This window comes from Pseudoalteromonas sp. c7(2019) (assembly GCF_011378625.1).
Taxonomy (GTDB): domain Bacteria; phylum Pseudomonadota; class Gammaproteobacteria; order Enterobacterales; family Alteromonadaceae; genus Pseudoalteromonas; species Pseudoalteromonas arctica.
Map to the genome: position 1 here is coordinate 274,862 of NZ_WTKS01000002.1, position 25,750 is coordinate 300,611.

The 25,750-nt window shown below is 39.6% G+C and carries 24 protein-coding genes and 1 pseudogene; 23 read left to right on the forward strand and 2 right to left on the reverse strand.

All coding sequences use genetic code 11. The annotated features are described in order from the left end of the window. Positions 1 to 6 precede the first annotated feature (6 nt). From infB to GQR38_RS03205, 22 genes and pseudogenes are all read left to right on the forward strand, one after another. The gene (gene infB, locus GQR38_RS03100; RefSeq protein ID WP_007585504.1) at positions 7 to 2,667 is read left to right on the forward strand and encodes a translation initiation factor IF-2; all 2,661 of its coding nucleotides are present in this window, start codon (positions 7 to 9) and stop codon (positions 2,665 to 2,667) included. 156 nt (positions 2,668 to 2,823) lie between these two features. Further along, on the forward strand, positions 2,824 to 3,309 hold the full coding sequence (rbfA, locus tag GQR38_RS03105) for a 30S ribosome-binding factor RbfA (protein WP_007585506.1): 486 nt from the start codon (positions 2,824 to 2,826) through the stop codon (positions 3,307 to 3,309). Next, complete coding sequence (truB, locus tag GQR38_RS03110) at positions 3,293 to 4,252, forward strand: tRNA pseudouridine(55) synthase TruB (protein WP_007585508.1); 960 nt, start codon at positions 3,293 to 3,295, stop codon at positions 4,250 to 4,252. Before rbfA ends, truB begins: the two co-directional genes overlap by 17 nt. 153 nt (positions 4,253 to 4,405) lie before the next feature. Then, positions 4,406 to 4,675 (forward strand): 30S ribosomal protein S15, encoded by a 270-nt coding sequence (rpsO, locus tag GQR38_RS03115; protein WP_007585509.1) that lies wholly within the window; start codon positions 4,406 to 4,408, stop codon positions 4,673 to 4,675. A 620-nt stretch (positions 4,676 to 5,295) separates the two neighbouring features. Continuing rightward, positions 5,296 to 7,413 (forward strand): polyribonucleotide nucleotidyltransferase, encoded by a 2,118-nt coding sequence (gene pnp, locus GQR38_RS03120; RefSeq protein WP_165721379.1) that lies wholly within the window; start codon positions 5,296 to 5,298, stop codon positions 7,411 to 7,413. A gap of 141 nt (positions 7,414 to 7,554) precedes the next feature. Further along, positions 7,555 to 8,433 carry a lipoprotein NlpI gene (gene nlpI, locus GQR38_RS03125; RefSeq protein WP_165721380.1) on the forward strand — a complete coding sequence of 293 codons (879 nt, stop codon included), beginning with the start codon at positions 7,555 to 7,557 and terminating at the stop codon, positions 8,431 to 8,433. Next, positions 8,420 to 9,595 carry a hypothetical protein gene (locus GQR38_RS03130; protein WP_165721381.1) on the forward strand — a complete coding sequence of 392 codons (1,176 nt, stop codon included), beginning with the start codon at positions 8,420 to 8,422 and terminating at the stop codon, positions 9,593 to 9,595. The genes nlpI and GQR38_RS03130 overlap by 14 nt, the downstream gene beginning before the upstream one ends. 215 nt (positions 9,596 to 9,810) lie before the next feature. After that, positions 9,811 to 12,603: a monovalent cation/H+ antiporter subunit A gene (locus GQR38_RS03135; RefSeq protein ID WP_033012429.1), complete on the forward strand. Its 2,793-nt coding sequence runs from the start codon at positions 9,811 to 9,813 to the stop codon at positions 12,601 to 12,603. After that, complete coding sequence (locus GQR38_RS03140) at positions 12,603 to 12,956, forward strand: Na+/H+ antiporter subunit C (protein ID WP_010554685.1); 354 nt, start codon at positions 12,603 to 12,605, stop codon at positions 12,954 to 12,956. The genes GQR38_RS03135 and GQR38_RS03140 overlap by 1 nt, the downstream gene beginning before the upstream one ends. Further along, positions 12,953 to 14,470 carry a monovalent cation/H+ antiporter subunit D gene (locus GQR38_RS03145; protein WP_007585521.1) on the forward strand — a complete coding sequence of 506 codons (1,518 nt, stop codon included), beginning with the start codon at positions 12,953 to 12,955 and terminating at the stop codon, positions 14,468 to 14,470. The genes GQR38_RS03140 and GQR38_RS03145 overlap by 4 nt, the downstream gene beginning before the upstream one ends. After that, positions 14,470 to 15,006, forward strand: a complete 537-nt coding sequence (locus tag GQR38_RS03150) for a Na+/H+ antiporter subunit E (protein ID WP_007585523.1) — start codon at positions 14,470 to 14,472, stop codon at positions 15,004 to 15,006. Before GQR38_RS03145 ends, GQR38_RS03150 begins: the two co-directional genes overlap by 1 nt. Next, positions 15,000 to 15,269 carry a K+/H+ antiporter subunit F gene (locus GQR38_RS03155; RefSeq protein WP_007378493.1) on the forward strand — a complete coding sequence of 90 codons (270 nt, stop codon included), beginning with the start codon at positions 15,000 to 15,002 and terminating at the stop codon, positions 15,267 to 15,269. Before GQR38_RS03150 ends, GQR38_RS03155 begins: the two co-directional genes overlap by 7 nt. Positions 15,270 to 15,278: 9 nt before the next feature. Beyond that, the gene (locus GQR38_RS03160; RefSeq protein ID WP_007585525.1) at positions 15,279 to 15,611 is read left to right on the forward strand and encodes a Na+/H+ antiporter subunit G; all 333 of its coding nucleotides are present in this window, start codon (positions 15,279 to 15,281) and stop codon (positions 15,609 to 15,611) included. Positions 15,612 to 15,741: 130 nt separating this feature from the next. Beyond that, positions 15,742 to 16,239 carry a DUF2059 domain-containing protein gene (locus GQR38_RS03165; protein WP_010554687.1) on the forward strand — a complete coding sequence of 166 codons (498 nt, stop codon included), beginning with the start codon at positions 15,742 to 15,744 and terminating at the stop codon, positions 16,237 to 16,239. A gap of 508 nt (positions 16,240 to 16,747) precedes the next feature. Then, positions 16,748 to 17,191, forward strand: a complete 444-nt coding sequence (locus GQR38_RS03170; protein ID WP_010554688.1) for a MerR family transcriptional regulator — start codon at positions 16,748 to 16,750, stop codon at positions 17,189 to 17,191. Then, on the forward strand, positions 17,181 to 19,427 hold the full coding sequence (locus GQR38_RS03175; RefSeq protein ID WP_165721382.1) for a heavy metal translocating P-type ATPase: 2,247 nt from the start codon (positions 17,181 to 17,183) through the stop codon (positions 19,425 to 19,427). The genes GQR38_RS03170 and GQR38_RS03175 overlap by 11 nt, the downstream gene beginning before the upstream one ends. A 20-nt stretch (positions 19,428 to 19,447) precedes the next feature. Continuing rightward, positions 19,448 to 19,801, forward strand: coding sequence for a cupredoxin domain-containing protein (locus GQR38_RS03180; RefSeq protein ID WP_165721383.1), 354 nt, complete (start codon positions 19,448 to 19,450; stop codon positions 19,799 to 19,801). Between the two features lie 70 nt (positions 19,802 to 19,871). Continuing rightward, positions 19,872 to 20,087 (forward strand): TIGR02450 family Trp-rich protein, encoded by a 216-nt coding sequence (locus tag GQR38_RS03185; protein ID WP_007585532.1) that lies wholly within the window; start codon positions 19,872 to 19,874, stop codon positions 20,085 to 20,087. 881 nt (positions 20,088 to 20,968) lie between these two features. Further along, a complete protein-coding gene (locus tag GQR38_RS03190) occupies positions 20,969 to 21,181 on the forward strand; it encodes a calmodulin (protein ID WP_007585535.1) in 213 nt (70 codons plus the stop codon). A 169-nt stretch (positions 21,182 to 21,350) separates the two neighbouring features. After that, the gene (locus GQR38_RS03195) at positions 21,351 to 21,557 is read left to right on the forward strand and encodes a hypothetical protein (RefSeq protein WP_024593886.1); all 207 of its coding nucleotides are present in this window, start codon (positions 21,351 to 21,353) and stop codon (positions 21,555 to 21,557) included. Positions 21,558 to 21,930: 373 nt separating this feature from the next. Continuing rightward, positions 21,931 to 22,119: pseudogene (locus GQR38_RS03200) on the forward strand (EF-hand domain-containing protein); the annotation flags it as partial. Positions 22,120 to 22,352: 233 nt separating this feature from the next. After that, complete coding sequence (locus tag GQR38_RS03205; protein WP_165721384.1) at positions 22,353 to 23,300, forward strand: EAL-associated domain-containing protein; 948 nt, start codon at positions 22,353 to 22,355, stop codon at positions 23,298 to 23,300. Positions 23,301 to 23,335: 35 nt separating this feature from the next. Here the strand turns inward: GQR38_RS03205 and GQR38_RS03210 are convergent, their stop codons facing one another. Further along, a complete protein-coding gene (locus GQR38_RS03210; RefSeq protein ID WP_165721385.1) occupies positions 23,336 to 24,955 on the reverse strand; it encodes a M28 family metallopeptidase in 1,620 nt (539 codons plus the stop codon). A gap of 142 nt (positions 24,956 to 25,097) precedes the next feature. Here GQR38_RS03210 and GQR38_RS03215 point away from each other — a divergent pair, with 142 nt between their 5' ends. After that, positions 25,098 to 25,247, forward strand: coding sequence for a hypothetical protein (locus GQR38_RS03215; protein WP_007585545.1), 150 nt, complete (start codon positions 25,098 to 25,100; stop codon positions 25,245 to 25,247). A gap of 106 nt (positions 25,248 to 25,353) precedes the next feature. Here the strand turns inward: GQR38_RS03215 and GQR38_RS03220 are convergent, their stop codons facing one another. Then, positions 25,354 to 25,593 carry an RNA-binding protein gene (locus GQR38_RS03220; protein WP_007585551.1) on the reverse strand — a complete coding sequence of 80 codons (240 nt, stop codon included), beginning with the start codon at positions 25,591 to 25,593 and terminating at the stop codon, positions 25,354 to 25,356. Positions 25,594 to 25,750: the final 157 nt, after the last annotated feature.

Here is a 25,750-nt window from a genome sequence, read left to right on the forward strand (position 1 = left end):
CACACTATGGCAGAAGTAAATGTTGAAAAACTAGCCGGCGATATAGGTACGACTGTTGATAAATTGCTACAGCAGTTTTCACAAGCAGGTATCACTAAGCAAGCAACTGATAACGTAACAGAAGCTGAAAAAGCAACGTTACTTGATCATTTAAGCAAGCATCATGGCGGTACAGGTTCAGATGGCCCAGCGCGTATGACTTTACAACGTAAGAGCAAAAGCACTTTAAGTGTTACGGGCTCTACTGGTAAAGCAAAAGATGTTCAAGTTGAAGTTCGCAAAACACGTACTTACGTGAAGAAAAGCGCAATGGAACAAGAACAAGAGCAAGCTCGCTTAGCTGCTGAAGAAAAAGTGCGTCTTGAAGAGCAGCAAAAAGCTGACCAAGAAGCCGCAGAATTAAAAGCGAAACAAGAGGCAGAACGCAAAGCGAAAGAAGAAGCCGACCGTAAAGCCAAAGAAGAAGCTAAACGCAAAGCTGATGCAGAGCGTAAAGCGAAACAAAAGCAGATGACCCCAGAGCAAAGTGCTAAGTCTGAGAAAGATCGCATAGAAGCTGAGCGTCTGCAAAAAGAAGCAGAAGAGGCCGCATTGAAGAAAGCTGAAGAAGAAGCGAAACGTCAAGCAGAAGAAGCAAGAAAGCTAGCTGAAGAAAACTCGGCACGCTGGAAGAAAGAAGAAGAAGAACGTAAGAAACGCGAAGAAACAGCGGATCACCATCTTACGACTTCTACTTATGCACGTGAAGCAGAAGATGTTGCCGATGCTCGTGATGAGCAAGGTACACGCCGTGCTAAGAAAAAGAAAAAAGCGCCAGCAAAAGATAAATTTGCAGCGTCAAGAGGCCGTAACAAGTCTAAGTTAAAAGCACCTGCATCATTACAACATGGTTTCCAAAAACCAACTGTTGATGTTAAAAATGAAGTGCGTATTAGCGAAACAATTACAGTAGCTGAGCTTGCATCACGCATGGCCGTTAAAGGCGCTGAAGTTGTTAAAACAATGATGAAAATGGGTGACATGGTTACTATTAACCAAGTGATTGACCAAGAAGCTGCACAATTAGTTGCAGAAGAAATGGGTCACAAGGTTATCATTGTTAAAGAAAACGAATTAGAGCAAACAGTACTTAATGACCGCCACGAAGATGGTAAGTCAGAGCCACGTGCTCCAGTAGTAACTGTAATGGGTCACGTTGACCATGGTAAAACATCAACTCTTGATTACATTCGTTCTGCGAAGGTTGCTTCTGGCGAAGCCGGTGGTATTACACAGCATATTGGTGCATACCATGTTGATGTAAACGGTCACATGATCACCTTCTTAGATACACCAGGACATGCTGCATTTACTTCAATGCGTGCTCGTGGTGCTAAAGCGACTGATATCGTAATCCTAGTAGTTGCAGCAGATGATGGCGTTATGCCACAAACTAAAGAAGCGGTACAGCATGCTCGTGCAGCTGGCGTTCCTTTAATCATCGCAGTAAACAAAATGGATAAAGAAGGCGCAGATCCAGATCGTGTTAAAAACGAACTTGCTGTACTAGACGTTATTCCAGAAGAATGGGGCGGCGATACGCAGTACGTTCATATCTCAGCTAAAACTGGCTTAGGTATTGACGACCTTCTTGAAGCAGTATTGAACCAATCTGAACTTTTAGAGCTTTCTGCACCTACTGAAGGTATGGCGGCTGGTGTTGTTATTGAATCTCGTCTTGATAAAGGCCGTGGTCCAGTAGCATCAGTACTTGTTCAATCTGGTACGCTTAACCAAGGTGACATTGTATTATGTGGTCTTGAGTATGGCCGTGTTCGTGCAATGCGCGATGAAAACGGTAAAGACATTAAGTCAGCTGGTCCATCTATTCCAGTTGAGATTTTAGGTCTTTCTGGTATTCCAGCTGCAGGCGACGAAGCGACTGTAGTTAAAGATGAGCGTAAAGCGCGTGAAGTTGCTTTATACCGTCAAGGTAAGTTCCGCGATGTTAAACTAGCACGTCAGCAAAAAGCTAAGCTTGAAAACATGTTTACTAACATGACTGAAGGCGATGTTTCTGAAGTTAACGTGGTACTTAAAGCAGACGTTCAAGGTTCTATCGAAGCAATCTCTGATTCACTAACTAAACTTTCTACTGATGAAGTGAAAGTGAAGATTGTTGGTTCAGGTGTTGGTGGTATTACCGAAACTGATGCAACACTAGCTGCAGCGTCTAACGCAATTGTAGTTGGCTTTAACGTTCGTGCTGATGCTTCAGCTCGTAAAGTTATCGAGACTGAAAACTTAGACCTACGTTACTACAGCGTAATCTACAGCTTGATTGACGAAGTTAAACAAGCAATGTCAGGTATGCTAGCGCCAGAGTTTAAACAAGAAATCATTGGTCTTGCTCAAGTTCGTGACGTATTCAAGTCTCCAAAAATTGGCGCAATCGCTGGTTGTATGGTTACTGAAGGTGTTATTAAACGTAGCGCTCCAATCCGTGTACTACGTGAAAACGTTGTTATCTATGAAGGTGAACTTGAGTCACTTCGTCGCTTTAAAGACGATGTTGCTGATGTTCGTAACGGCATGGAATGTGGTATCGGCGTTAAGAACTACAATGACGTACGTGTTGGTGACCAAATCGAAGTATTCGAAACAGTTGAAGTACAACGTACTCTATAATTGTTACTAGGGAGTATTGAACGCTCAGGTTAACGCCGGACGTTCTACACACCCTACGCTAAGATTTTAAATGGGGGCTTAGCCCCCATTTGCATATCCATTATTTAGTTAACTTATTATTTAATTTCAATAAGTTATTATTTTAGGACAAGTATAATGAGAGAATTTTCTCGCACTGATCGTGTTGCACAGCAAATCCAAAAAGAGATTGCTGTAATTTTACAACGCGAAATTAAAGATCCACGCTTAGGTATGGTGACAGTGTCAGCGGTAGAAGTATCGCGCGATTTATCTTATGCCAAAATTTTCATTACTGTGTTTAACACACAAGATGAAGACGCAGCAAAGCAAAGCGCAAAAGTACTTAATGAAGCAACGGGCTATATTCGCTCGTTACTTGGTAAGCGTATCCGTGCACGTATAATGCCTGAGTTAAAGTTTGTAGTTGATAACTCATTAATGGAAGGTATGCGTATTTCTAATTTAGTGGATTCTATTATCCGCGAAGATAACGCAAAGCATGTAGATGAAGACGTAGAAAGTGTTGATGCTGCTGATGTTTCAGATAGCGAAGAAGGTACTGATCACGTAGACGATACAGATAGCGAAGAAGGCACTGATACAGATGGCAAAGCGCAGTAAAGGCCGTGCAGTTGACGGTATTTTGTTGTTAAACAAACCTGAAGGCATTTCATCAAATAAAGCATTACAGCAAGCAAAAAGTGTTTATTTTGCGCAAAAAGCTGGGCACACAGGTGCTTTAGATCCACTTGCCACAGGTATGCTGCCAATTTGTTTTGGTGAAGCGACTAAGTTTACGCAGTTTTTACTCGATACAGATAAAACCTATATCGTTCGTGCACAACTGGGTGAGCGTACAACAACATCAGATTCTGATGGCGAAATTGTTAGCACTAAAGATGTGAACGTTACGCGTGAACAGCTAACAAAAGAAATAGCTGCTTTTGTTGGTGAGTCTGAACAATATCCGTCAATGTACTCAGCTCTTAAGTACCAAGGTAGACCGTTATATAAGTACGCGCGCGAAGGTATTGAAGTTCCTCGTAAATGCAGAAAAATAAACGTGTTTAGCTTATCGTTTGACGAATTTGATGAACAAAGCAACGTATTACAAATGACGGCCCATGTATCTAAAGGGACCTACATTCGTACAATCGTTGATGATTTAGGCGAAAACCTAGGCTGTGGCGCACACGTTATTATGCTCCACAGAACCGCTGTTGGTCAGTATCCGGCAGATAAAATGGTCTCGCTTGATGAGATTGAAGCGTTGCTTGCTAAAGCGAAAGAAGAAGAGCTTGCGCCTTCAACTTATTTAGACTCGCTATTGCTACCAATTGATACTGCTTTAACTGATTTACCCGTTGTTGAAATTACAAAAGAACAAGGGGGAATTTTTAGTCACGGGCAAGCTGTAGAATTATCAATCGCTTTACCTGATGGTGCAATTAAAGTTGTTGCGGATAATATATTTATTGGTACTGGTGAGCGTAACTCAAACGGTCATTTAAAGGTTAAACGTGGTCTTGCTAGTCAGCAAGACGATTACGTGAAGCCTGAATAAGCAACTAATGTGCCTAACGGTGGCTTATTAGTTGTAGTTGGGGATAATTAGCTTGTAGTTATTCCTACAGTTGGTAGAATACGCCCGCTTAATCGTTTTGGCTGAATTAGTGATCGGCTAAGACACCTTTTAAATTTAATTTTTGGAGTTACTATGTCACTAAGCAATCAAGAAAAAATCGATATCATTGCTAAATTTGCACGTGCAGAAGGCGATACAGGTTCATCAGAAGTACAAGTAGCATTACTTACTTTTGACATCAACAAGCTTCAAGGTCACTTTGCTGATCACAAGCATGACTTCCACTCACGTCGTGGTCTGCTTCGTAAAGTAAGCACTCGCCGTAAACTACTTGATTACCTTAAAGGTAAAGACATCACTAGTTATACTGCGTTAATCAAAGAACTTGGCCTACGTCGCTAAGAACTAGATTATAGAAAAAGGAGCTTTTTAGCTCCTTTTTTTGTGCCTGAAATTTGTGTTTCCAAATTAAGAAAATTCTTAAACCTATTGAATTATAATATAAAACCCCCATTTCATAGCCTACCAATAGCTGTTGTATTTACCCGCTAATTAGCCCAGTTTAAATCTAGTAGCTAGTGTGTGTTGACCTTTCGTGATTAATTTTGCAGCTGTATGTTTGGTCTTTAGGCAAGGCAGCGCCTATGTAGTGTGGTTATTCCCCATAAATAGGCGATAACGCAGCATAAATGCCAAACATGCGCTGCCCTGCGGGTTCATCCTAGGGGCGATTAACTCTTTGTTGCTCGATTTTTACTTAGCCCACTAGGTTACAAATCTCGCGCCGTGATTAAATCGACCCTAGATTGAACAAATTTCAATCCACAAAGAACAACACACCCTAGACTCGCATTTTGAAGCAGCTTTGGTATATACTATGCGCGTAGGTAAAAAGGTTTATCTACACTTATTCACATCATTGCCAATTGTAGTACTTAATTGATTTCCAACTGAATACAATTATGTACTGTAATTGGTACTTTGATGACAACTTATTAGAATACATTTAAGGAATATTTTAAGTGCAAGCAATTATTAAAGAATTCAAACTAGGTCAACATACAGTGACTCTAGAAACTGGTGCAATCGCTCGTCAAGCAGACGGCGCTGTACTTGCAAGCATTGGCGACACTTCAGTTTTAGTAACTGTTGTTGGTAAGCGTGAAGCACAACCTGGCCAAGACTTTTTCCCACTAACAGTTAACTACCAAGAGCGTATGTACGCTGCTGGTCGTATCCCAGGTGGTTTCTTAAAGCGTGAAGGTCGTCCTAACGATGGCGAAACACTTATTGCACGTCTTATTGACCGTCCAATTCGTCCACTTTTCCCAAGCGGTTTTGTAAACGAAGTACAAGTTATTGCTACTGTTGTTTCTGTTAACCCTGAAATCCAACCTGATATGGTTGCGATGATTGGTACTTCAGCAGCACTTGCTATCTCTGGTATCCCGTTCAGTGGTCCAATTGGTGCATCTCGCGTTGGTTACATCAACGGCGAATATGTACTTAACCCTACATTAAAAGAGCTTGAAGAAAGCCAACTTGATTTAGTGGTAGCCGGTACTGATAAAGCGGTACTTATGGTTGAATCAGAAGCTAACGTACTTGCAGAAGACGTAATGCTTGGCGCTGTTGTATATGGTCATGAGCAATCTCAAGCGATCATCACTGCAATCGAAGAATTTAAAGCAGAAGCAGGCAAGCCTACTTGGGATTGGACTGCACCAGCTAAAAACGTTGCACTAGAAGATAAAGTTGCAGCAATTGCTGCTGATAAAGTAGGCGCAGCTTACTTAATCACTGATAAAGTAGCGCGTAAAGAAGCACTTGGCGTAGCTAAAGATGAAGTTGTTGCAGTGTTAACGGCTGAACTTGCTGAAGGCGAGTCTTTAGATAAGCAAGAAATTGGTAAAATATTCGGTTCACTTGAGAAGAAAATCGTTCGTGGCCGTATCGCTTCTGGCGAAAAACGTATCGATGGTCGTGAACCAGATATGATTCGTGCACTAGATGTAATGACTGGCGTATTACCGCGTACTCACGGTTCTGCTATCTTTACTCGTGGCGAAACTCAAGCGTTAGTAACAGCTACACTTGGTACAGAACGTGATTCACAGTTAATCGACGATTTAACTGGTACTCATAAAAACCACTTTATGCTTAACTACAACTTCCCTCCATTCTGTGTAGGTGAAACTGGTTTTGTTGGTTCTCCTAAGCGTCGTGAAATCGGCCATGGTAACCTTGCTAAGCGTGGTATTGCTGCTGTAATGCCAACATTGACTGAATTCCCATATTCAATCCGTGTAGTATCTGAAATCACTGAATCAAACGGTTCATCTTCAATGGCTTCTGTATGTGGTACTTCACTTGCACTTATGAATGCCGGTGTACCAATTAAAGCGTCTGTTGCCGGTATTGCGATGGGTCTAGTTAAAGAAGACGATAAATTCGTTGTTCTTTCTGACATCTTAGGTGATGAAGATCACTTAGGTGACATGGACTTTAAAGTTGCTGGTACAGCTGCAGGTATCACTGCACTTCAAATGGATATCAAAATCGAAGGTATCACTCAAGAAATCATGCAAATTGCGCTTAAACAAGCAAAAGCTGCACGTTTACATATCTTAGAAGTGATGGATGAAGCAATTTCTGCTCCTTCTGAAGAGCTATCAATGTTTGCTCCTCGCATATACACAATGAAAATCCCACAGAAGAAAATCGCTGAAGTTATCGGTAAAGGTGGCGCAACTATTCGTCAGCTTACTGAAGAAACAGGTACAACGATTGAAATCGGTGACGACGGTACAATTAAAATTGCCGCTACTGATGGCGAAAGTGCAGCTAATGCAATTAGCCGTATTGAGCAATTAACAGCTGAACTTGAAGTAGGTACTATCTACGAAGGTAAAGTTGTACGTATTGTTGATTTCGGTGCGTTTGTAAACATTCTTCCTGGTAAAGATGGTCTAGTACATATTTCTCAAATTAGTACTGAGCGCGTTAATAACGTGGCTGATCACCTTTCTGAAGGTCAAGAAGTTAAAGTTAAAGTACTAGAAGTAGATCGCCAAGGCCGTGTACGTCTAAGTATTAAAGAAGCAATGGAATCAGCAGCTGACGCGCCAACTGACGCGTAATTGTTAACTTATTAATCTAGTTATATTAGCTAGATGATAAAAAAGGGGCTGTTTAGCCCCTTTTTTTATGCTTTAATGAAACCTTATTGGACAAGGTCTGTCTTATATTAATCGCGATATATCTTGGTATTAAGGATTTTAATGATACTCAAACATTTAGCTTTGGCATCTTTTGCTATTTTGTCTTTAAGCGCTTGCCAAACTACAACAGAATCAGAACCAACCCCGATTGTTAATGTGCCATTTACTGCACCTTTAGCCTCTGACTTTAGAAGTGAAATTGCTATTGCACGCTACTCGGAGTTATTGAATAGGGCTGACTTAAGCGAAGAGCAACAAGCTAAGCTTTATTACGACCGTGGTGTACTTTTCGATAGTCTAGGTATGACCACTCTTTCGCGTATTGATTTTAACCGCGCAGTAAAACTTAAGCCTGATTTAGCTGAAGTATATAATTTTTTAGGTATTCAACATACGCTTATGCAGCAGTACGAAAAAGCCTATGAGTTTTTCGATTCAGCTCTTGAGCTTGATGAAGAGCATGAATACGCCTATTTAAATCGAGGAATTGCACTGTATTACGGCGATAGAGCTGGCCTTGCTAAAAATGACTTTAACGAGTTTTTAGCCCGTTCTCCTAAAGATCCGTACCGTGTTTTATGGGTTTATTTAGCCCAGGCACAAGAGGATAAAGTAATCGCACTTGATGCACTTAAACAAAATGCGACTGCGCTTGATGATTCGCAATGGGCGTATCAGTTAATTTCTCTTTATACGGGTGATATGAGTGAACATGCATTTTTATCAGGCATTAGTGATGGTGTTAGAACTGAGCAAGAATATGCGCAACGTTTATGTGAAGCTTATTTTTACCTAGCTAAAATGCATCAAGCAGCGGGTGAGCTGTACTTAGCATCAGACTATTTTAGGCTTGCGCTAGCAACCAATGTACATGAGTTTATTGAGTACAAATATGCGCGTTTAGAACTTGAGTTGATGGAAGGTGTTGACGCAAGTTAAGCGTTTTAAATTAATAGGTGTATTACTATGTTGTTTGTTAATTACAGGCTCGAGTAATCACCTTGGCGCTATTGGCTTTTGGCATGTTTTAAATACAAAAGCCAATGTTCTACAAAGTTATTGGAATTCACCAGCTTATTTTTCTGCTCACCTAGAGCAGTTACCAAAGACCTCTTTAGCTATACTTGCTCGCAGTAAAATTTCCTCAGCACAATATATGTATTCTCTTAAGCTTATTAAAAGCAGTCAGAGTGATACTGCAAAACAATTTTGGCTCTCAGCTATAAATGACTTAACAATCCCAGAGCGTAAAATATTAGCAACAAAGTTACTTGAGCAATCACGTTGGAGCGATTTAGAGTTACTCGCTAGTAAAAACAAATTACCAGCAGGAGATGTACTAAATCATCTAAAACTTCAGTTAAAAATACCACAGAGTAAAATATCTACCGCGTTTATCCACGATCTCGGTTTTTCATCTTTAAGAAATATAAGCAAACCTAATAAGCAATGTATGTTTAACGTGCTGACTATGAGCGATCATCGCAGTGGCTTATATAAACTTACAGAGTTTATTAATGCTTATAATAAACAACCAGAGCCCCGTGAAAATATTTTTTGCTTTTCAAAACCCGTTTACGTTGCGGGTATGCTTGAGTGTAAAAGTAGTACTAGTCAAATAGCAAAGTGTGACTGGCAATCATCTAAACTTAATAGCCAGCTTCCTAACAATTTTGATTTTATAGTGATGATGCCTAAAGATGGAACGGCTAATGTCACGAAGGGAACAATGCTAATAAACTCAAAAGCAAAATACAGTATATTTTTGCATGAGCTGATGCATTTTAACGGTTTTGAAGATGAATACGCTTTGCCTAAAACTAAGCAAGCATGGTTGTGTGCAAAAACGGGTTTTGTTGCACCTAATTTATTTATTTCTCATGGTGAGTCGCCGCCAACAGGTTGGCATAAAGCAAAGAGTTGCCAGGTAGGGGGTATTGCTTATAAACCTAGTGAAAATTGGTCTATTATGCAATATCAGCAGTTAGGGCTCTCAGCGCAGTATAGACAACTTTGGTTGAAACATTTAGATATGACCAATGGTAACTTTCATCGTCACCCTGGCGCGCTTACATTTGCAAATAAGGCCATATTAAATTGACAATTATCAGTATTAATTAATTGTTTTTTTAGGCTTAATAAATTGTTAGTTCTTGTTTAAAAAACATCCATACAGAACCGCTTTTTATAGACAAAATCAGTGTTTTTCAGTATAACTATAGTCATTAATGTCGTTTAAAAACAGGCAGTAAAAGCATCACTTAGTATTAAAAAGAGATGCCCTGATAAACTTATGATAATAAAAGGCCCTACATTATGACTTTGCTCTGGATACCCTTGTTATCCTTAATTGGCAGTGTTATTTCTGCATGCACAGGTAAGTTATCCCGCAATTTAAGCACTAGTTTAACGGCTCTTGCGCCTTTGACGGCTTTGGGGATTACTCTATACCATGCACCTGCCGTTTTAGCGGGCGAAACCATTCGTTATTCTTTAGCTTGGATCCCGTCAATAGGACTCGATTTGTCTCTGCGGTTAGACGGCCTCAGTTTATTGTTTATGTTTATGATTTTAGGCATAGGCTTGCTCGTTATCCTCTACACGCGTTACTACCTAAGCGCTAATGACTCAATGGCTAAGTTATATAGTTACTTAATGCTATTTATGACTGCAATGCTTGGTATTGTTATGTCTAACAACGTCATTCAACTGTGGTTGTTTTGGGAATTAACGAGCATCAGCTCATTTTTATTAATTAGTTTTTGGTGGCATAAATCAGAAGCGCGAAAAGGCGCACGTATGGCGCTTGCTGTAACAGGCGCGGGCGGCTTAGCGTTACTTGCTGGATTGATGCTATTAGGTGATATTGTTGGTAGTTACGACCTAGATGTTATTCTAGCGAGTAAAGCAATAATTCAATCTCATGATTTATACGAAGTAGCATTGGTATTGGTGTTACTGGGTGCGTTTACTAAATCGGCACAATTTCCATTTCACTTTTGGCTTCCTCATGCAATGGCAGCGCCTACGCCAGTAAGCGCGTATTTACATTCTGCGACGATGGTAAAAGCCGGTATATTTTTGTTAGCACGTTTTCATCCTGCTTTGGCAGGCACCGATACTTGGTTCTTGCTCGTTGGGTTAACGGGTTTAGCTACGCTGTTGTTTGGCGCTTATATAGCACTATTCAAACACGACTTAAAAGGCTTGTTAGCCTATTCAACAATAAGCCATTTGGGTTTAATAACGCTATTACTCGGACTAGATACTGAGCTTGCGACTGTTGCTGCTATTTTTCATATAATTAACCATGCAACGTTTAAAGCGTCGTTATTTATGGCCGTTGGTATTATTGATCACGAAACGGGCACGCGCGATATGCGTAAATTAAATGGTATGTGGCGATACTTACCATACACTGCAACGCTTGCGATGGTCGCGGCGGCTGCAATGGCAGGAGTTCCTTTACTAAATGGCTTCTTGTCTAAAGAAATGTTTTTTGCAGAAACGCTGCATCAGCAAGTGCTTGGTTCTATGTCGTGGTTAATTCCAGTACTGGCAACTGTTGCAGGTGCATTAGCTGTTGCGTACTCAGCACGCTTTATTCATGACGTGTTTTTTAATGGTGAACCAATTGATTTACCTCGTACGCCGCATGAGCCACCGCGCTATATGCGTGTACCAATAGAAATACTCGTTGTGATTTGTTTGTTAGTGGGTATGTTCCCGCACTTTACAATTGATGGCATTTTATCTGCGGCGTCTTTAGCTGTACTTGGAAAAGAAATGCCAGTGTACGAATTGGCTATCTGGCATGGGTTTAACTTGCCTCTACTAATGAGTGCGATGGCGATTGCTGGCGGCTTATTTATTTATATTAATCGTAAATATCTATTTCAATTTCAAGCATCGTTACCACCTCTAAACGCTAAAAAAACGTTTGAACGTGTGATATTAAGCGTTATTGCTTGGTGTCAGTCAAAGGTAAGCAGTATCGAAAATGGATCGCTACAGCGCTACCTTGTAATTATGCTAGCGGTAGTATTGCTGTGTGCGGGTTGGCCATTATTTGAAATGCAACAACTTGCCGGTAGCATGCCACTTACGCCTGTTGATGTGCACAATGCAATTGGTGCAGGCTTATTGATTATTGGTGCTCTTGCCACCGTTATTTGGCATCGCTCTCGAATGGTATCGCTATTAATGCTCTCAATTGTAGGATTAATGGTGTCGGTTGTATTTACACGCTTTTCTGCTCCAGATTTAGCGCTTACGCAGCTAACTGTTGAGGTTGTTACTATTATTTTACTTATGCTGGCATTGTTTTTCTTGCCTCAGCATACGCCAAAAGAATCAAGTTCATTACGCGTACTTCGAGACTTAGCAATAGCCTCTACGTTAGGTGTAGTTATAGCAAGTATTTGTTATGCATTACTTACACGTCCATTAGATTCAATCTCAGACTTCTTTATTGCTAACGCTAAAATTGGTGGCGGTGGTACTAACGTAGTTAACGTTATTTTAGTCGACTTTAGGGGCTTTGATACGCTTGGTGAAATTACCGTATTAGGCATTGCCGCATTAGGTATATTTAAAGTACTTTCTCGAATCCCATTATTTATGCCAGCGAGCGACAGCGAAGGGCGCCCATGGGCACGAGAGCGCCATCCAATATTACTGGCGAGTATTTCACAAAGTTTATTACCGCTTGCGTTATTAGTTTCTGCATATATTTTCTTACGTGGGCATAACTTACCTGGTGGTGGCTTTATTGCTGGGTTAGTAACGTCAATCGCGTTTATTTTGCAATACATGGCGCATGGTACAGCATGGATAAACGAACGCTTTGATGTTAATTATCGCAAAATTATAGCCTCAGGCATTGGTATTTCTTTGTTTACAGGTGTGGGTAGTTGGTTCTTCGATAAGCCATTTTTAACAACTTGGTTTGACTACTTTGATATTCCGTTTGTCGGTAAAACAGAGCTTGCCAGCGCGATTGCATTTGACTTAGGTGTTTACTTAACTGTTGTAGGCGCTACGTTAATGATTTTAGCAAGCTTAGGTAATATGACAGCAGATACCCAGAAAAAAGAGGTAAATATTTAATGGAATTATTGTACGCATCTTGCGTTGGAGTATTGGTCAGTTGCGGTGTGTTTTTACTGCTGAGAGCTCGTACATTCCCTGTAGTACTTGGGCTTACTATGATTTCATACGCTGTTAACTTATTTTTGTTTTCAGCAGGTCGCCTTACTATTAATAAAGCGGTAGTACTTGGTACTGGCACAGAATACGCCGATCCTCTACCTCAAGCATTAGTACTAACTGCAATAGTGATTGGTTTTGCGATGACCGCATTTGTGGTTATTTTGGCAATACGTGGGCGCGCCGATTTAGGTAGTGACCATGTTGATGGTTATGTGCCTAACACCTCTGCAGATAATAAGGAGCAAAAATGATCCAACATTTAGCTTCGCTACCTATTTTATTACCTATGCTGACGGCAGTTATTTTATTGCTGCCGCCATGTGGTAAAAGCGTCAAAATTCGCCGCTTAGTTTCAATTGTAATGGCAATAGCTACTTTTGCCATTAGTGTGCTTTTACTTGTACATATTAATAATACAGGTATTAATGTTTACGCTATTGGTAGTTGGTCTGCACCATTTGGGATAGTCTTAGTCGCTGACATGTTATCTACCTTATTGGTTACGTTAACTTCACTTTTAGGTTTGGGCGCTATTTTATATGGTAGTGCTGGCGATGATGAAAAGGGCAGCTTTTATCATCCACTTGTCCACTTTTTAATATTGGGTGTAAATGGCGCGTTTTTAACTGGCGATTTATTTAACCTATTTGTTTTTTTTGAAGTGTTACTGATTGCATCATATGCACTGTTAATGCACGCAGGTGATAAACAAAACACTCGTGCGGCACTGCAATATGTAATATTAAATTTAGTTGGCTCAAGCGTATTTTTAATCGGTTTGGGTATTTTGTACGGTGTACTTGGTACGCTTAATATTGCAGATATGGCGCAAAAAGTATCACAGCTTTCGGGCGATGATGTATACCTAGCAAAAGCAGGTGGTTTATTACTATTAATTGTATTTGCTTTAAAGGCCGCACTATTACCTCTGCATTTATGGCTTCCAAATACGTATTCAAGCGCTAAACCTGTAGTTGCAGCATTGTTTGCGATTATGACCAAAGTAGGCGTTTACGCCATGCTTCGTGTTTACACGGTGATATTTGGCGAACAAGCAGGAGCGCTTGAACATATGGCGCAGCCTTGGCTTTGGGGCTTAGCAATTGCCACCATTATAGTGGGTGCCATTGGCGTTATGGCAGCGCAAGACTTACGTAAACTCACCTCTAACTTAGTATTAGTATCGGTAGGTACGTTGGTTGCGCTAATTGCATTGCAAAATGTAAATGCCACTGCTGCACTTTTATATTATTTAGTGCATTCAACAGTTGTTAGTGCCGCACTGTTTTTACTAGCAGACCTTGTTTCTACGCAGCGCGGTAAAGTTGGTGATAGGCTAGTAGCGGGTCGCTCTGTTAAACAACCATTTTTATTAGGTGTGTGCTTTATTGTTGCGGCTTTAACTGTAGTTGGTATGCCGCCACTATCAGGCTTTGTAGGTAAAATTTGGATACTTAAAGCCACATTAAATAGTGAGCAAGCTTTACTATTTTGGCCTGTATATTTAGTAACAAGCTTCGCGTTGTTGGTAGCGCTTTCGCGTGCTGGCACGACCTTGTTTTGGGAGCATAAAAGTAAAAATAGCGAAAACGCAGATTGTGCAAATGCACACCCGTTGCAGGTAATTGTAATTATAGGTTTACTTGCGTGTTCGCCATTGCTCGTTATTTTTGGCGGACCAATAAGTGAATACATGCTAGGTGCTGCTACTCAGTTACATGATATAAGCGGCGGTATTAATGCTGTACTTAAAGGAGGCATGTGATGAGATTACAAGCCCGTTTTCGTTGGTTACCAACGCCATTTCGTAGCTTATTTTTGTTTATGGTTTGGCTATTGTTAAATAATAGCGTGTCGGTAGGGCACTTAGTATTAGCGACTATTTTTGCAATACTTATCCCGATATTAAGTTTTTCGCTTCGCGAGCCTCAGCCACTAATTTTAAAGCCGGGCTTGGCTCTTAAGCAGTTGCTTATTGTGCTGTACGATATTGTCGTAGCAAATTTACAAGTGGCTTTACTTATACTTGGGCCATCTAAAAATTTGCGTCCGGCATTTATAAAAGTACCGATAGATTTAACTCATGATATGCCAATTACCATATTGGCCAGTAGTGTATCGCTTACACCCGGTACAGTGAGTGCAGAGGTTTACCCAATTGCTGAATCGTTACCTGAGGGTGAAGAGCCAACACAACGCTACTTATTAATACATGTGCTTGACCTTAAAGATGAAGAAGCACTTATCAAACAAATAAAACAACGCTACGAAGCTCCACTAAAGGAGATATTTCAATGTTAGACACCGTATTACTCATTGTTTTTTCGATGATTGGCTTATCATTATTGCTTAATTTATGGCGATTGATCATTGGTCCATCAGTGCCTGATCGTGTTTTAGCGCTCGATACAATGTACATTAACGTCATTGCACTGATTATTTTATATAGCATTAGTATGGATACAGGGCTTTATTTTGAAGCTGCACTGCTTATTGCCATGCTAGGTTTCATAAGTACAGTTGCAGTGTGTAAGTATTTACTACGTGGCGATATAATTGAATAAGGTGAAAACATGATCAGCGAATGGGTTGTATCAATATTATTGTTATTTGGTGGTACGTTTATTTTAATTGGCTCAATAGGCTTAGTTAAACTACCTGACTTTTTTATGCGTTTGCATGGGCCAACTAAAGCAACAACGTTGGGCATGGCAAGTATGCTAATTGCAGCTATGGTTTATTTTGCAAATTCAGGACATGGCCTAAGTGTTAAAGAAATACTCATTACTATATTTTTACTAATTACGGCACCGATTAGTGGTTACATGCTAATAAAGTCAGCTATTCATCATAAGCTAAAAGCCAAAGAAGGCACTAAAGGCCTAGATAATGTAGAAGACGATTAACATAAAAATATATTTATAAAAGGCCGAATAAATTCATTTTATTCGGCCTTTTTAGTGACTGCTTGTACCCTTTACAAGACTAATTAATAATGTAACTATAAAACGATTATTTATATGAAAGGATATTATTATGGGTAAGGTACTACTTTTATCATTACTGATTTTTTCTAGTAGTTTGTATGCTGAACAAAATACTAAGCAGCAAAAAATAGATGAACTTATTAGTGTAATGAATTTAGATTCAATGGTTGACTCTATGTACGGCCAGGTTGAAGGTATGATGAAAGGCATGTCAGACCAAATGGGCGTTAAGCCTTCTGAACAGGCAATTTTTGATAAATACTACAGCGACATGACGACGGTATTAAAAACCGAAATGAGCTGGGCCAAAATGCAGCCGATGATGATTAGCGTGTACGACAAACATTTTAGTGAGCAAGAAATTGCCGATATGCTAGCGTTTTATAAAACAGATACAGGGCAAAAAATACTTGAAAAAATGCCTGTTGTAATGCAAGAGTCTATGCAAATGTCACAAAGCTTAATGAAAGATGCTATGCCTAAAATACAAACTTTAGCGCAGCAACTAAGCGACGAATTAGAGCAAAGCCGTAGCGAATCAAACTAGGGAGCGCATGTTTGGTATTTATGCTGCGTTATCGCCTATTTATGGGGAATAACCACACTACATAGGCTCTGCCTTGCCTAAAGACCAAACAGTCTGCTGTAAATTAAACCACCAATGATCAACACGCCCTTAGATTAATACGCGCCTTACTTAGGCGCTTCTCTCCTGAATTACATCCCCTACAGATAATACACGCCCGATATCAGCTTAAGTTAATTATGTTTGTGTCACTATACTAATGAGCAACAATACTTAATCAATTTGAGGGATTAAATTCGGCGTTAACTGCGTTAAACATTTTGATATACGACTGCATGGATGCAGAGGCAATTAGTGATAACAACTAAATAACGAAACCTTTGCCTTGTTATCAACACGATTTTCTTGTCTTAAATAGGTTACTTAATTAAGCGAATTGGTATTATTTTATTAGTTTTAAAATAGTCATTGACCTATGTGTTGCACCTAGGTTTATTATGAAGCTACTGAAACACGACGGAGCTAAATTATGTATGTTAAACAACTCGCCAAGTTAATGGGCGTGACTGCCGATACTGTTCGTCATTACACACGTGTTGGGTTGCTTAACCCAATACGCAGTGAAGAAAATGGCTATCAAGAGTATACAAAGCAAGACCAGCAGCGTTTAAAGTTTATTATTAGCTCTCGTCAACTTGGTTTTTCACTCAAAGATATTCAACACATTATAGGCGAGTCAGAGCAGGGGAATTGTCCTTGTCCGTTAACGCGTAAACTCATTACTAAACGCCTAGAAGAAACCGAAGCACTATTTCAAGAAACATTAAAATTACGAAACAGAATGCATGCAGCTCTGGCGCAATGGGATACATCAGCCGATGGTGCAAATGCCAGTGACGTGTGTAGTTTAATAGAATCTTTTGTTGATCCAATAAACGATTCTGCAAATAAGGAGCAGCGTAATGACGACTAATACAAAAGACACCGCGCAAAACTTTATTATTGAAGGCGCTAATTGCGGCAGTTGTGTGGCCAAAATTGAAAAAGCCCTCAATAGTGTTCAAGGTGCGCAAAACGTGGAAATGAACTTTGCTGAGCGTACAGTACGTGTAGAAGGTAAAGCCTGCGAAAGCACGCTTATTAAAGCAGTCGAAAACATTGGTTATTCAGCTAAGCCAATGAGTAACGAGTCTGATCAAGATGCACTTGATGAAAAAGCAAAGTCGGACGAGGCACATTACAAAAAGCTAATGCGTAATATGATATTAGCGTTAGGGGTCGGTGCGCCGTTAATGATATACGGGCTTATTTTTGACATGAGTGTGACCACCGACACACAACGAATGGCATGGTTTTTAGTGGGTATAGTCACGCTTGTGGTTATGGCTATATCAGGTAAACAATTTTACAACGGTGCATGGCAGGCATTCAAAAACCATGCTGCCAATATGGATACATTAATAGCGCTTGGTACAGGTACTGCGTGGTTGTATTCAATGTTTGTGGTAATAGCACCAAACTTATTACCGGAAGTTGCAAGACACGTATATTTTGAAGCATCATCGATGATCATCGGTTTAATTAGTTTAGGGCTCGCTTTTGAAGTAAAAGCACGTGGGCGCACCTCACAAGCAATTAAACGCTTAATTGGCCTGCAACCAAAAACTGCACGCGTAATTCGCGATGGGCAAGAGCAAGACATCGACATTAGTGATGTTGTAAAAAATGATGAAGTACGCGTACGCCCGGGTGAAAAAATCCCTGTGGATGGCGATGTTATTGAAGGCAGCAGTACGGTTGATGAGTCAATGCTTACTGGTGAGCCAATGGCTGTAAGCAAAAAAACGGGCGACAAAGTCGTTGCCGGAAGTATTAATAAAAGTGGTACTTTATTATTTAAAGCCACGCACATTGGTAGCGAAACCACACTTGCCAATATTATCAATATGGTAAAGCGTGCACAAAACTCTAAGCCATCAATAGGGCGCTTAGCTGATGTTATATCAGGAATATTTGTACCAACAGTCATGATTATTGCAGTACTTGCGGGCCTTGCATGGTTAAACTTTGGACCTGAGCCATCAATTGCTTATGCCGTTGTTGCAATAACCACTGTACTTATTATTGCGTGTCCTTGTGCGCTAGGACTCGCAACCCCTATGTCGGTTATGGTGGGTATTGGTAAAGCTGCAGAGTCAGGAATATTAATTCGAAATGGTGAGTCGCTGCAAACAACATCTAAAATCACCACCATGATTTTAGATAAAACAGGCACTATTACTCAAGGTACACCGCAAGTTACCGATGTAGTTACGTTTAATAACAGTGATGAAAATACAGTAATGCAACGTGTTGCAAGCCTTGAAAGTAGCTCAGAGCATCCACTGGCAGAAGCAATTACGGCACACGCTAAAAAGCAGGGCTTAGCTTTAAGTAAAGTAGCCGACTTTAACGCAATTACAGGTAAAGGTGTAACCGGCAGTGTTGACGGGCAAACATTGTTGTTTGGTAATAAAGCGCTAATGGATAAATACGATGTAGCCGTTGATGATGCAACCGAGCAAGCTCAAACACTTGCCAGTGATGCTAAAACGCCCATGTATTTTGCAAGTAATAATAAGCTCCAAGCTATTATTGCAGTAGCAGATCCTATTAAAGAGGATTCAGTTGAAGCTATTAAACGCCTGCAAGATAAAGGTATTCACCTAGTTATGCTAACAGGTGACAACAAAGCCACTGCACAAGCCGTTGCTAAGCAAGTTGGTATTGATGACTTTATTGCAGAAGTAATGCCCGATGATAAAGTAAACGAAGTAACAAAACGTCAAGCAAACGGTGAAATAGTGGGTATGACAGGTGACGGTATTAACGATGCCCCCGCACTTGCGCAAGCCGATGTAGGGTTTGCAATTGGCACAGGTACCGATGTTGCAATAGAAAGTGCAGACATTACCTTAATGCGTGGTTCGTTACATGGCCTTGCTGATGCAATTGCAGTGAGTAGTGCAACTATTTTAAATATTAAACAGAACCTATTTGGTGCCTTTATTTATAACGTGGCGGGTATTCCGATTGCAGCCGGCGTGTTGTATCCATTTTTTGGAATACTACTTAACCCTGTTGTTGCAGGTGCAGCTATGGCACTTTCATCGCTTACAGTGGTAAGTAACGCTAATCGCTTACGTTTTTTCAAACCAAATAAATCGTAATTTAAGCTAAGGAGTACATTATGTTGATGATTAATATAGGTGGTGCACTGTTAATAGCCGCAATTATTTATTGGTTTTGGCTATACAAACCAGAGCAAACACAAAGTGATGACAACAAAGTAACGATAGTTGTTGATAACGGTGTTTATAAGCCAGGAAACATTAAAGTGGCAGCCAACAAAGAGGTTGTACTTACCTTTGATAGAAAAGACAGCGCGCCGTGCGCCGAAACCGTGGTATTTCCACAGCTTGATATAAGTAAAACGATGGCAATGGGTGATGGCAATACAGTTAAACTACCTGCGCTTGAAGCCGGTGAGTATGACTTTCATTGCCAAATGCAAATGTACAAAGGCAAGCTAGTTGCGCAGTAGTCTGAACTAAGTAGGTGTTGGGGTCGTATAGTTGCCTCATATAAGTTATGAGTAGGAGTGGTTACATTAAATGAATAAATTAAACCCTAAAAAATTATTGAATAGTAAATGGACCGCAACACCTTCTATAAATAAAGAAAAACACTTCATTATTGTTGAGGTGGAATTTGATGAAGATGGTAATGTAATTGAGTGTATTACCGAGGCTGTTATGTCAAAAAATCAATATCCAATTAGTTGGCGAGATTTAAAAGATAACCAAAAGTGGCTACAAGGGTGGAAGTAGTTTAAATCTATTTACTTTACCTCCCACTAGGGCGTGTTGAACTTTGTGGATTGAAATTTGTTCAATCTAGGGGCGATTAAATCGCGGCGCGAGGTTTGTAACCTAGTGGGCTAAGTAAAAACCGAGCAACAAAGAGTTGATCGTCCCTAGAAAGAACCCAAAGGGCAGTGCATGTTTGGTATTTATGCTGCGTTATCGCCTATTTATGGGGAATAACCACACTACATAGGCTCTGCCTTGCCTAAAAACCAAACATACTGCTGCAAATTCACCCACCAAAGATCAACACGCCCTAATAGCGGCACATTTGCAGATAGCTGGCACACGATGTAGGTTTGCTTAACTCAAGCGAACCTATATTTTACGGTGCATTAAGTTATGAACTCAATGCTATAACTTAGCTCATATATCACATTCTTTCTGAGTAATTCGTCATTTGGCAACAAAACAGTTAATTTCAAAATATCCTTCCAAAATTTTTATAATAAATCTCAAAAATAATGTAACTGACTAATTATAAATGAATTAATTATTTAATAGTCGCGAACAAATCCTATGTTACTTCCATGTTCATATTCAGTTTATTTTGAAGACTAACCCAAACACCCCCCTTTTTGGCTTTTTAGCAAAAGTGTGTCTTTTTAACTAAACCTAACTAATTGATTTATATCGGTTTATTATTTTTAGGTAAATGGCTGTTGCTAAATAGCAACAATAACACCTCCTCAAATTAAGCTTCTCTCGCTTTATATTGTTTAACTCATTGTTTTTAAATAATAAATAAAAAGTGGCACCAAAGTTGTAATACCTAGAGTGTATTAAGCAAAACGTGATGAAAGCCAAAGGCCTTAATCGCAACAACCCAATGAAGGAATACTATTATGAAAACATTTCAATCAACACTAGTACTAATGGCGCTAGCTTCTTCATCAGCGGCTTTTGCAGCAACAGATTTTGATACGCTAGACGTAGATGGTAATGGCGCAATCAGCCAAGCCGAAGCATCAGTGGATGCTGAGCTTTTAAGCAAATTTGAAGAACTCGATACAAACCAAGATGGTGAGTTATCTGAAGATGAGTTTTCTAAGGCCTAAAATTAAAGCCTTAAGCAGTTAATGTTCTGTAATGTTATCTAAATTCTGAGTTGCCAAAGACAACCTAAGTAGGCAAGGGAGCCTACTAAAAAGAATAACCAGGAAGTGACTAGAGAGCACTATAGAGCAAATTTATTTAGGACACCGCATACTTTTGAAGGATTAAATTATGAAAAAGCTACAATCAACATTTGTACTTATGGCTATTGTTTCTTCGTCAGTAGTATTTGCAAACACAGACTTTGAAACACTCGATGCAGACGACAACGCTTCAATTAGTCAAGCTGAAGAATCGGTGCAAGTAATAGAGCAATTTGACGAGCTAAATGTTCAAAGTAGCGGTGGTCCGACAGAAAATGATTTTTTTGAATATTAATTTATAAACACTTTACTCCTAAAGGATCTTTGAAAAGGACTTCTCACCCCTAATCAGGCTCAAAGCCTAAGGAAACGATTATGAAAACATTACACAAAACTTTAGGGCGTATTGATCTTTGTGGATTGAAATTTGTTCAATCTAGGGGCGATTAAATCGCGGCGCGAGGTTTGTAACCTAGTGGGCTAAGTAAAAACCGAGCAACAAAGAGTTAATCGTCCCTAGAAAGAACCCAAAGGGCAGCGCATGTTTGGTATTTATGCTGCGTTATCGCCTATTTATGGGGAATAACCACACTACATAGGCTCTGCCTTGCCTAAAAACCAAACATACTGCTGCAAATTCACCCACCAAAGATCAACACGCCCTACCACTTGTAGCCCTTGCTTCTTCTTCAGCGGCGTTTGCTGCGGTAGATTTTGATTCTTTTGATACTGATGGCGACGGCGTAATTAGTAAAACAGAAGCCCAAGTAAACTCGCAACTAGTACAGCTTTTTGATCAATTAGATGCAGATGGAAATGGCGAATTATCTAAAGAAGAGTTTTCGAAGGTTCAGTAACAGGCTCTATATTTAAGTTAGTCGTAAAGCCTTACCAGTCATACTCACAAAGCAGCTAAGTAATTAATACTTAGCTGCTTTTTTGTGCATTTAACTTAATATATTACTGTTTAGTCACCAAAATAGTGCAAAACTCGAGTTTTAATTTAATTAAGTTACTGATTATTAAGTTGTTTTATTATTGGTTTTAAACTTGCAAATCTATTTATAACTTAGGTTAATGAGTATTTAAAATGGCGCGAATGAGTTATATCAGTAGTGTTGAGCGCTACCACGAATATGAGCATGTAATACACAGCTTACTTAAATCTATTTTGATGAGTATTGAGGATGGGTTAACTAAGGAGCGTGATACCCGCTACCTGATTAAGCAGTACCCATTTTTAGAATTACAATATTGTTTAAATGCAGAAGGTTTGCAGCAGGGTAATAATGTCTGCTTTAAACGGGCATATAGAAAAAAACTAGGTGAAAGTGGTAATCAACAAGATTTAAGCGAGCGCCCCTATTTTTTGAACGCTAAAACAAGTGATAGGGTGTGCTTTACTGATCCCTACATTTCTATAGCGACTAACCATTTATGTATATCGGCGATTAAAGAACTAAAAAAACCAATTAATAATCAACATTACTTGGTCGTTGATGTGAGCTTAACGCAGCTTATTGAGTTTGTAATGGGTGATACTGCGCGCGCTAATATGTCGCCTTACTTTAAAGCGGGTTACGGTATTATTGTTGCGTGCTTATTTTGCTTAGTATTATTTTTACTGAATATCGTTTTTAATGATATATACGCGCTATTAACCCATGTAGATACCTCATCAGACCCACTTGAACCCTTTAGTATCATTATTTACATCACCCTAGCATTAGCAGTATTCGATTTAGGTAAAACAATACTCGAAGAAGAAATCCTTATGCATAAGGATATTTTTAGGCACTCATCTACGCGGCGCACTATTACACGGTTTATATCTACCGTGTTAATTGCTATATCAATTGAGGCGTTGTTAACTATGTTTAAAGCGGCGTTGGGGCAATCGGAGTATTTAATGCCTGCAATAGCAATGATGCTTGCAGTAGTGGGGCTTTTAATTGCACTAGCTATTTATGTTTATTTAGGAGCAAAGGCCGAAACGCTATTAATGCGGGCTCGTTTAAAACAAAAATCCTCCAAGTAGGAGGATTTTTATATTACATAACTATTAATAGTTATTTATTGTTTATCTTGCGCGCGTTTGGCTTTAAAGTCAGACTCGCTCGTCCACTTTGGCCAATCGCCATTGTTTGCAAGTTGAGTGGCTATATCAACAATAAGATCTATATCTTGCTTAACACCACCTAACGACCAATCAGCAGAGTAGTCGTCTGCTTCTTTATGGTACTTATGCGCAATGTACTCAGGATCGGTATCGCCCAGGCTCATAAATAATAAACTAGGCACGCCTTGCTTAGAAAGTGAGAAATGATCAGATCTAAAAAATAAGCCATTTTGCGGACGAGGATCCATTTTAACAACACGGCCTTGTGATTTTGCAGCCTTTGCTAAATAGTTTTCCATTGTCGATAAATCTTTACCGTATTGTAAAATGTAGTCAGTGCCATCAAGCACGTTCATGCCATCAATATTTAATAGACCGACCATTTTTTTTGTAGGTACAACCGCACCCGATGCAAATTCTTCAGAGCCAATTAACCCCGTTTCTTCTGCTGTAAAGTTAGCAAAAATAATTGAGCGTTTAAATGGTTTTTGCTTGTTCATTTTGCTCATGATGCGTGCTATTTCAAGCGTGGCTGCAGTGCCTGAAGCGTTATCTACTGCGCCGTTATAAATCTTAGGGCCAGTATCCGTTTGTTTAGTACCAAAGTGGTCCCAGTGAGCGCTAATAACAACGTATTCGTCAGGTGATTCGCTACCTGTAATTTGTGCAACTACGTTATGCGATTTTGCATGAGATACTTCGTTTTTAAAGGCTAGGTTTGCTTTTAAGTTAAGTGGCGTCGCTTTAAAGTCATTATTTAATGCTGCTTGTTTTAAATCTTGATAGTTAAGCTTTGCGGCGTTAAACATTTTCTCAGTCGCATCAAGTGTTAGCCAGCCCATAACCGGTAATTTAGACGCGTTTAAATTGTTATCCATTAACGTGTATTTAGTGCCGGTGTTTGAACTTTCAACTACGCCCCAAGGGTATGCCGCAGGTGCTGTTTCATGAACAATAAATACAGCCTTTGCACCTTGGCGAGCGGCTTCTTCATATTTATAAGTCCAGCGACCGTAGTAGGTCATTGCATTGCCAGTAAAAAGGGCATCGTTTTGAGTAGCAAAGCCTGGATCGTTAACTAGCACAACCACTGTTTTACCAGTTACATCAATATTTTTATAGTCATTCCAGCTATATTCTGGCGCATTAATACCGTAGCCCGCAAATACAACGTCAGAGCTTCTTACATCAATTAATGGCTGAAGTTGCTCGGTACGTGCGGTAAAGTCTTTGCCTGATTCAAAGCTCAAATCACCTACCTTTAACTGCATGTCCTGATTAGCTGTCACCATTGCCATTTTTACAGGCTGTAAGTATTTACCTTTATAAGCACCGGTTAAACCCAGCGCTTTATATTGCTCGCTTAAGTAGCCTACTGTTTTCACTTCGCCATGAGTAAGTGGGCCTCGGCCTTGAAAGTCATCAGAGGCTAGCGTTTTAATATGCTGTTTAATATTGCTAAGGCTTACACCGGCTGTATTTTCTAATGGGGTTTGTTGGCTTGCAGGCTCTGAGCAGCCAAAGAGTGCAACTAGCAGGCTTAGGCTAGCGCTTTTTAAAAGAGTAGATGCCATAGTCTTCATATTGTTATTTAATTAGGCTTTCAATATAAAGGAAGCACCGCAGCGATGTCGAATTTTTATAGAGAACTTTTCATTCAATTGCAGATTGATTTTATAATGTGTATAAATAACGAACAACCTAAAGGAGCACATAATGAGCCAATGTAAAAAAAGTGGGTATTTATTTATAGCTAGTGGCATTGCATTTTTTGCTGCTGCAATATTAGCTGAGCAGGAGACATTTTTTGTGCTGTCTGCTTCTTTTATAATATTGGGCACTATAAGTATAAAAAAAGCGGCTTAATAACCGCTTAGTTTTTTTAGCTAAATATAAAGCTTAAATACAATACTTGGCACTAAAAGCAAAAAACCAGCATTAGCTGGTTTTTTAGTATAAGTTGCAGTTAGCTTTATGCGTCTGCAAGCTTTACGCGGATCTTACTTTTATCAACAGTAGATTGGTTAAGTGCTTTAATGGCGCTCTTACTTTCTATGTCGTTTGGCATTTCTAAAAAGGCAAAGCCTTTAGATTGGCCAGTTTCTTTATCAAGTACCAAGTTGCAGGTAGTCACTTTACCGTGCTCTGCAAATAAAGTACGAAGCTCATGCTCAGTGGTAGCACGAGACAAGTTACGAACTAATAGTTTCATAATGAACCTAAATAATTATGTCAGTACTAATTATCTCAAGTAACTCAGCTTTAACCTAATTTTATTTTAAAACATATATAAATAAACGTTCTATAGGAATAATTGTTTGTATCACACTGAAAAAACATAGCTTTTATAATTTTAAATGGATTGCCAT

Bases quoted from the DNA above. Each gene is read 5' to 3' on its own strand.
- GQR38_RS03175 (WP_165721382.1), top strand. From the start codon at position 17,181: ATGACGACTAATACAAAAGACACCGCGCAAAACTTTATTATTGAAGGC.
- GQR38_RS03185 (WP_007585532.1), top strand. From the start codon at position 19,872: ATGAATAAATTAAACCCTAAAAAATTATTGAATAGTAAATGGACCGCA.
- GQR38_RS03160 (WP_007585525.1), top strand. From the start codon at position 15,279: ATGATCAGCGAATGGGTTGTATCAATATTATTGTTATTTGGTGGTACG.
- GQR38_RS03205 (WP_165721384.1), top strand. From the start codon at position 22,353: ATGGCGCGAATGAGTTATATCAGTAGTGTTGAGCGCTACCACGAATAT.
- GQR38_RS03190 (WP_007585535.1), top strand. From the start codon at position 20,969: ATGAAAACATTTCAATCAACACTAGTACTAATGGCGCTAGCTTCTTCA.
- GQR38_RS03150 (WP_007585523.1), top strand. From the start codon at position 14,470: ATGAGATTACAAGCCCGTTTTCGTTGGTTACCAACGCCATTTCGTAGC.
- truB (WP_007585508.1), top strand. From the start codon at position 3,293: ATGGCAAAGCGCAGTAAAGGCCGTGCAGTTGACGGTATTTTGTTGTTA.
- nlpI (WP_165721380.1), top strand. From the start codon at position 7,555: ATGATACTCAAACATTTAGCTTTGGCATCTTTTGCTATTTTGTCTTTA.
- rpsO (WP_007585509.1), top strand. From the start codon at position 4,406: ATGTCACTAAGCAATCAAGAAAAAATCGATATCATTGCTAAATTTGCA.
- GQR38_RS03180 (WP_165721383.1), top strand. From the start codon at position 19,448: ATGTTGATGATTAATATAGGTGGTGCACTGTTAATAGCCGCAATTATT.
- GQR38_RS03135 (WP_033012429.1), top strand. From the start codon at position 9,811: ATGACTTTGCTCTGGATACCCTTGTTATCCTTAATTGGCAGTGTTATT.
- GQR38_RS03210 (WP_165721385.1), bottom strand. From the start codon at position 24,955: ATGGCATCTACTCTTTTAAAAAGCGCTAGCCTAAGCCTGCTAGTTGCA.
- GQR38_RS03145 (WP_007585521.1), top strand. From the start codon at position 12,953: ATGATCCAACATTTAGCTTCGCTACCTATTTTATTACCTATGCTGACG.
- GQR38_RS03170 (WP_010554688.1), top strand. From the start codon at position 16,748: ATGTATGTTAAACAACTCGCCAAGTTAATGGGCGTGACTGCCGATACT.
- GQR38_RS03195 (WP_024593886.1), top strand. From the start codon at position 21,351: ATGAAAAAGCTACAATCAACATTTGTACTTATGGCTATTGTTTCTTCG.
- GQR38_RS03155 (WP_007378493.1), top strand. From the start codon at position 15,000: ATGTTAGACACCGTATTACTCATTGTTTTTTCGATGATTGGCTTATCA.
- GQR38_RS03140 (WP_010554685.1), top strand. From the start codon at position 12,603: ATGGAATTATTGTACGCATCTTGCGTTGGAGTATTGGTCAGTTGCGGT.
- GQR38_RS03220 (WP_007585551.1), bottom strand. From the start codon at position 25,593: ATGAAACTATTAGTTCGTAACTTGTCTCGTGCTACCACTGAGCATGAG.
- rbfA (WP_007585506.1), top strand. From the start codon at position 2,824: ATGAGAGAATTTTCTCGCACTGATCGTGTTGCACAGCAAATCCAAAAA.
- GQR38_RS03165 (WP_010554687.1), top strand. From the start codon at position 15,742: ATGGGTAAGGTACTACTTTTATCATTACTGATTTTTTCTAGTAGTTTG.
- infB (WP_007585504.1), top strand. From the start codon at position 7: ATGGCAGAAGTAAATGTTGAAAAACTAGCCGGCGATATAGGTACGACT.
- GQR38_RS03215 (WP_007585545.1), top strand. From the start codon at position 25,098: ATGAGCCAATGTAAAAAAAGTGGGTATTTATTTATAGCTAGTGGCATT.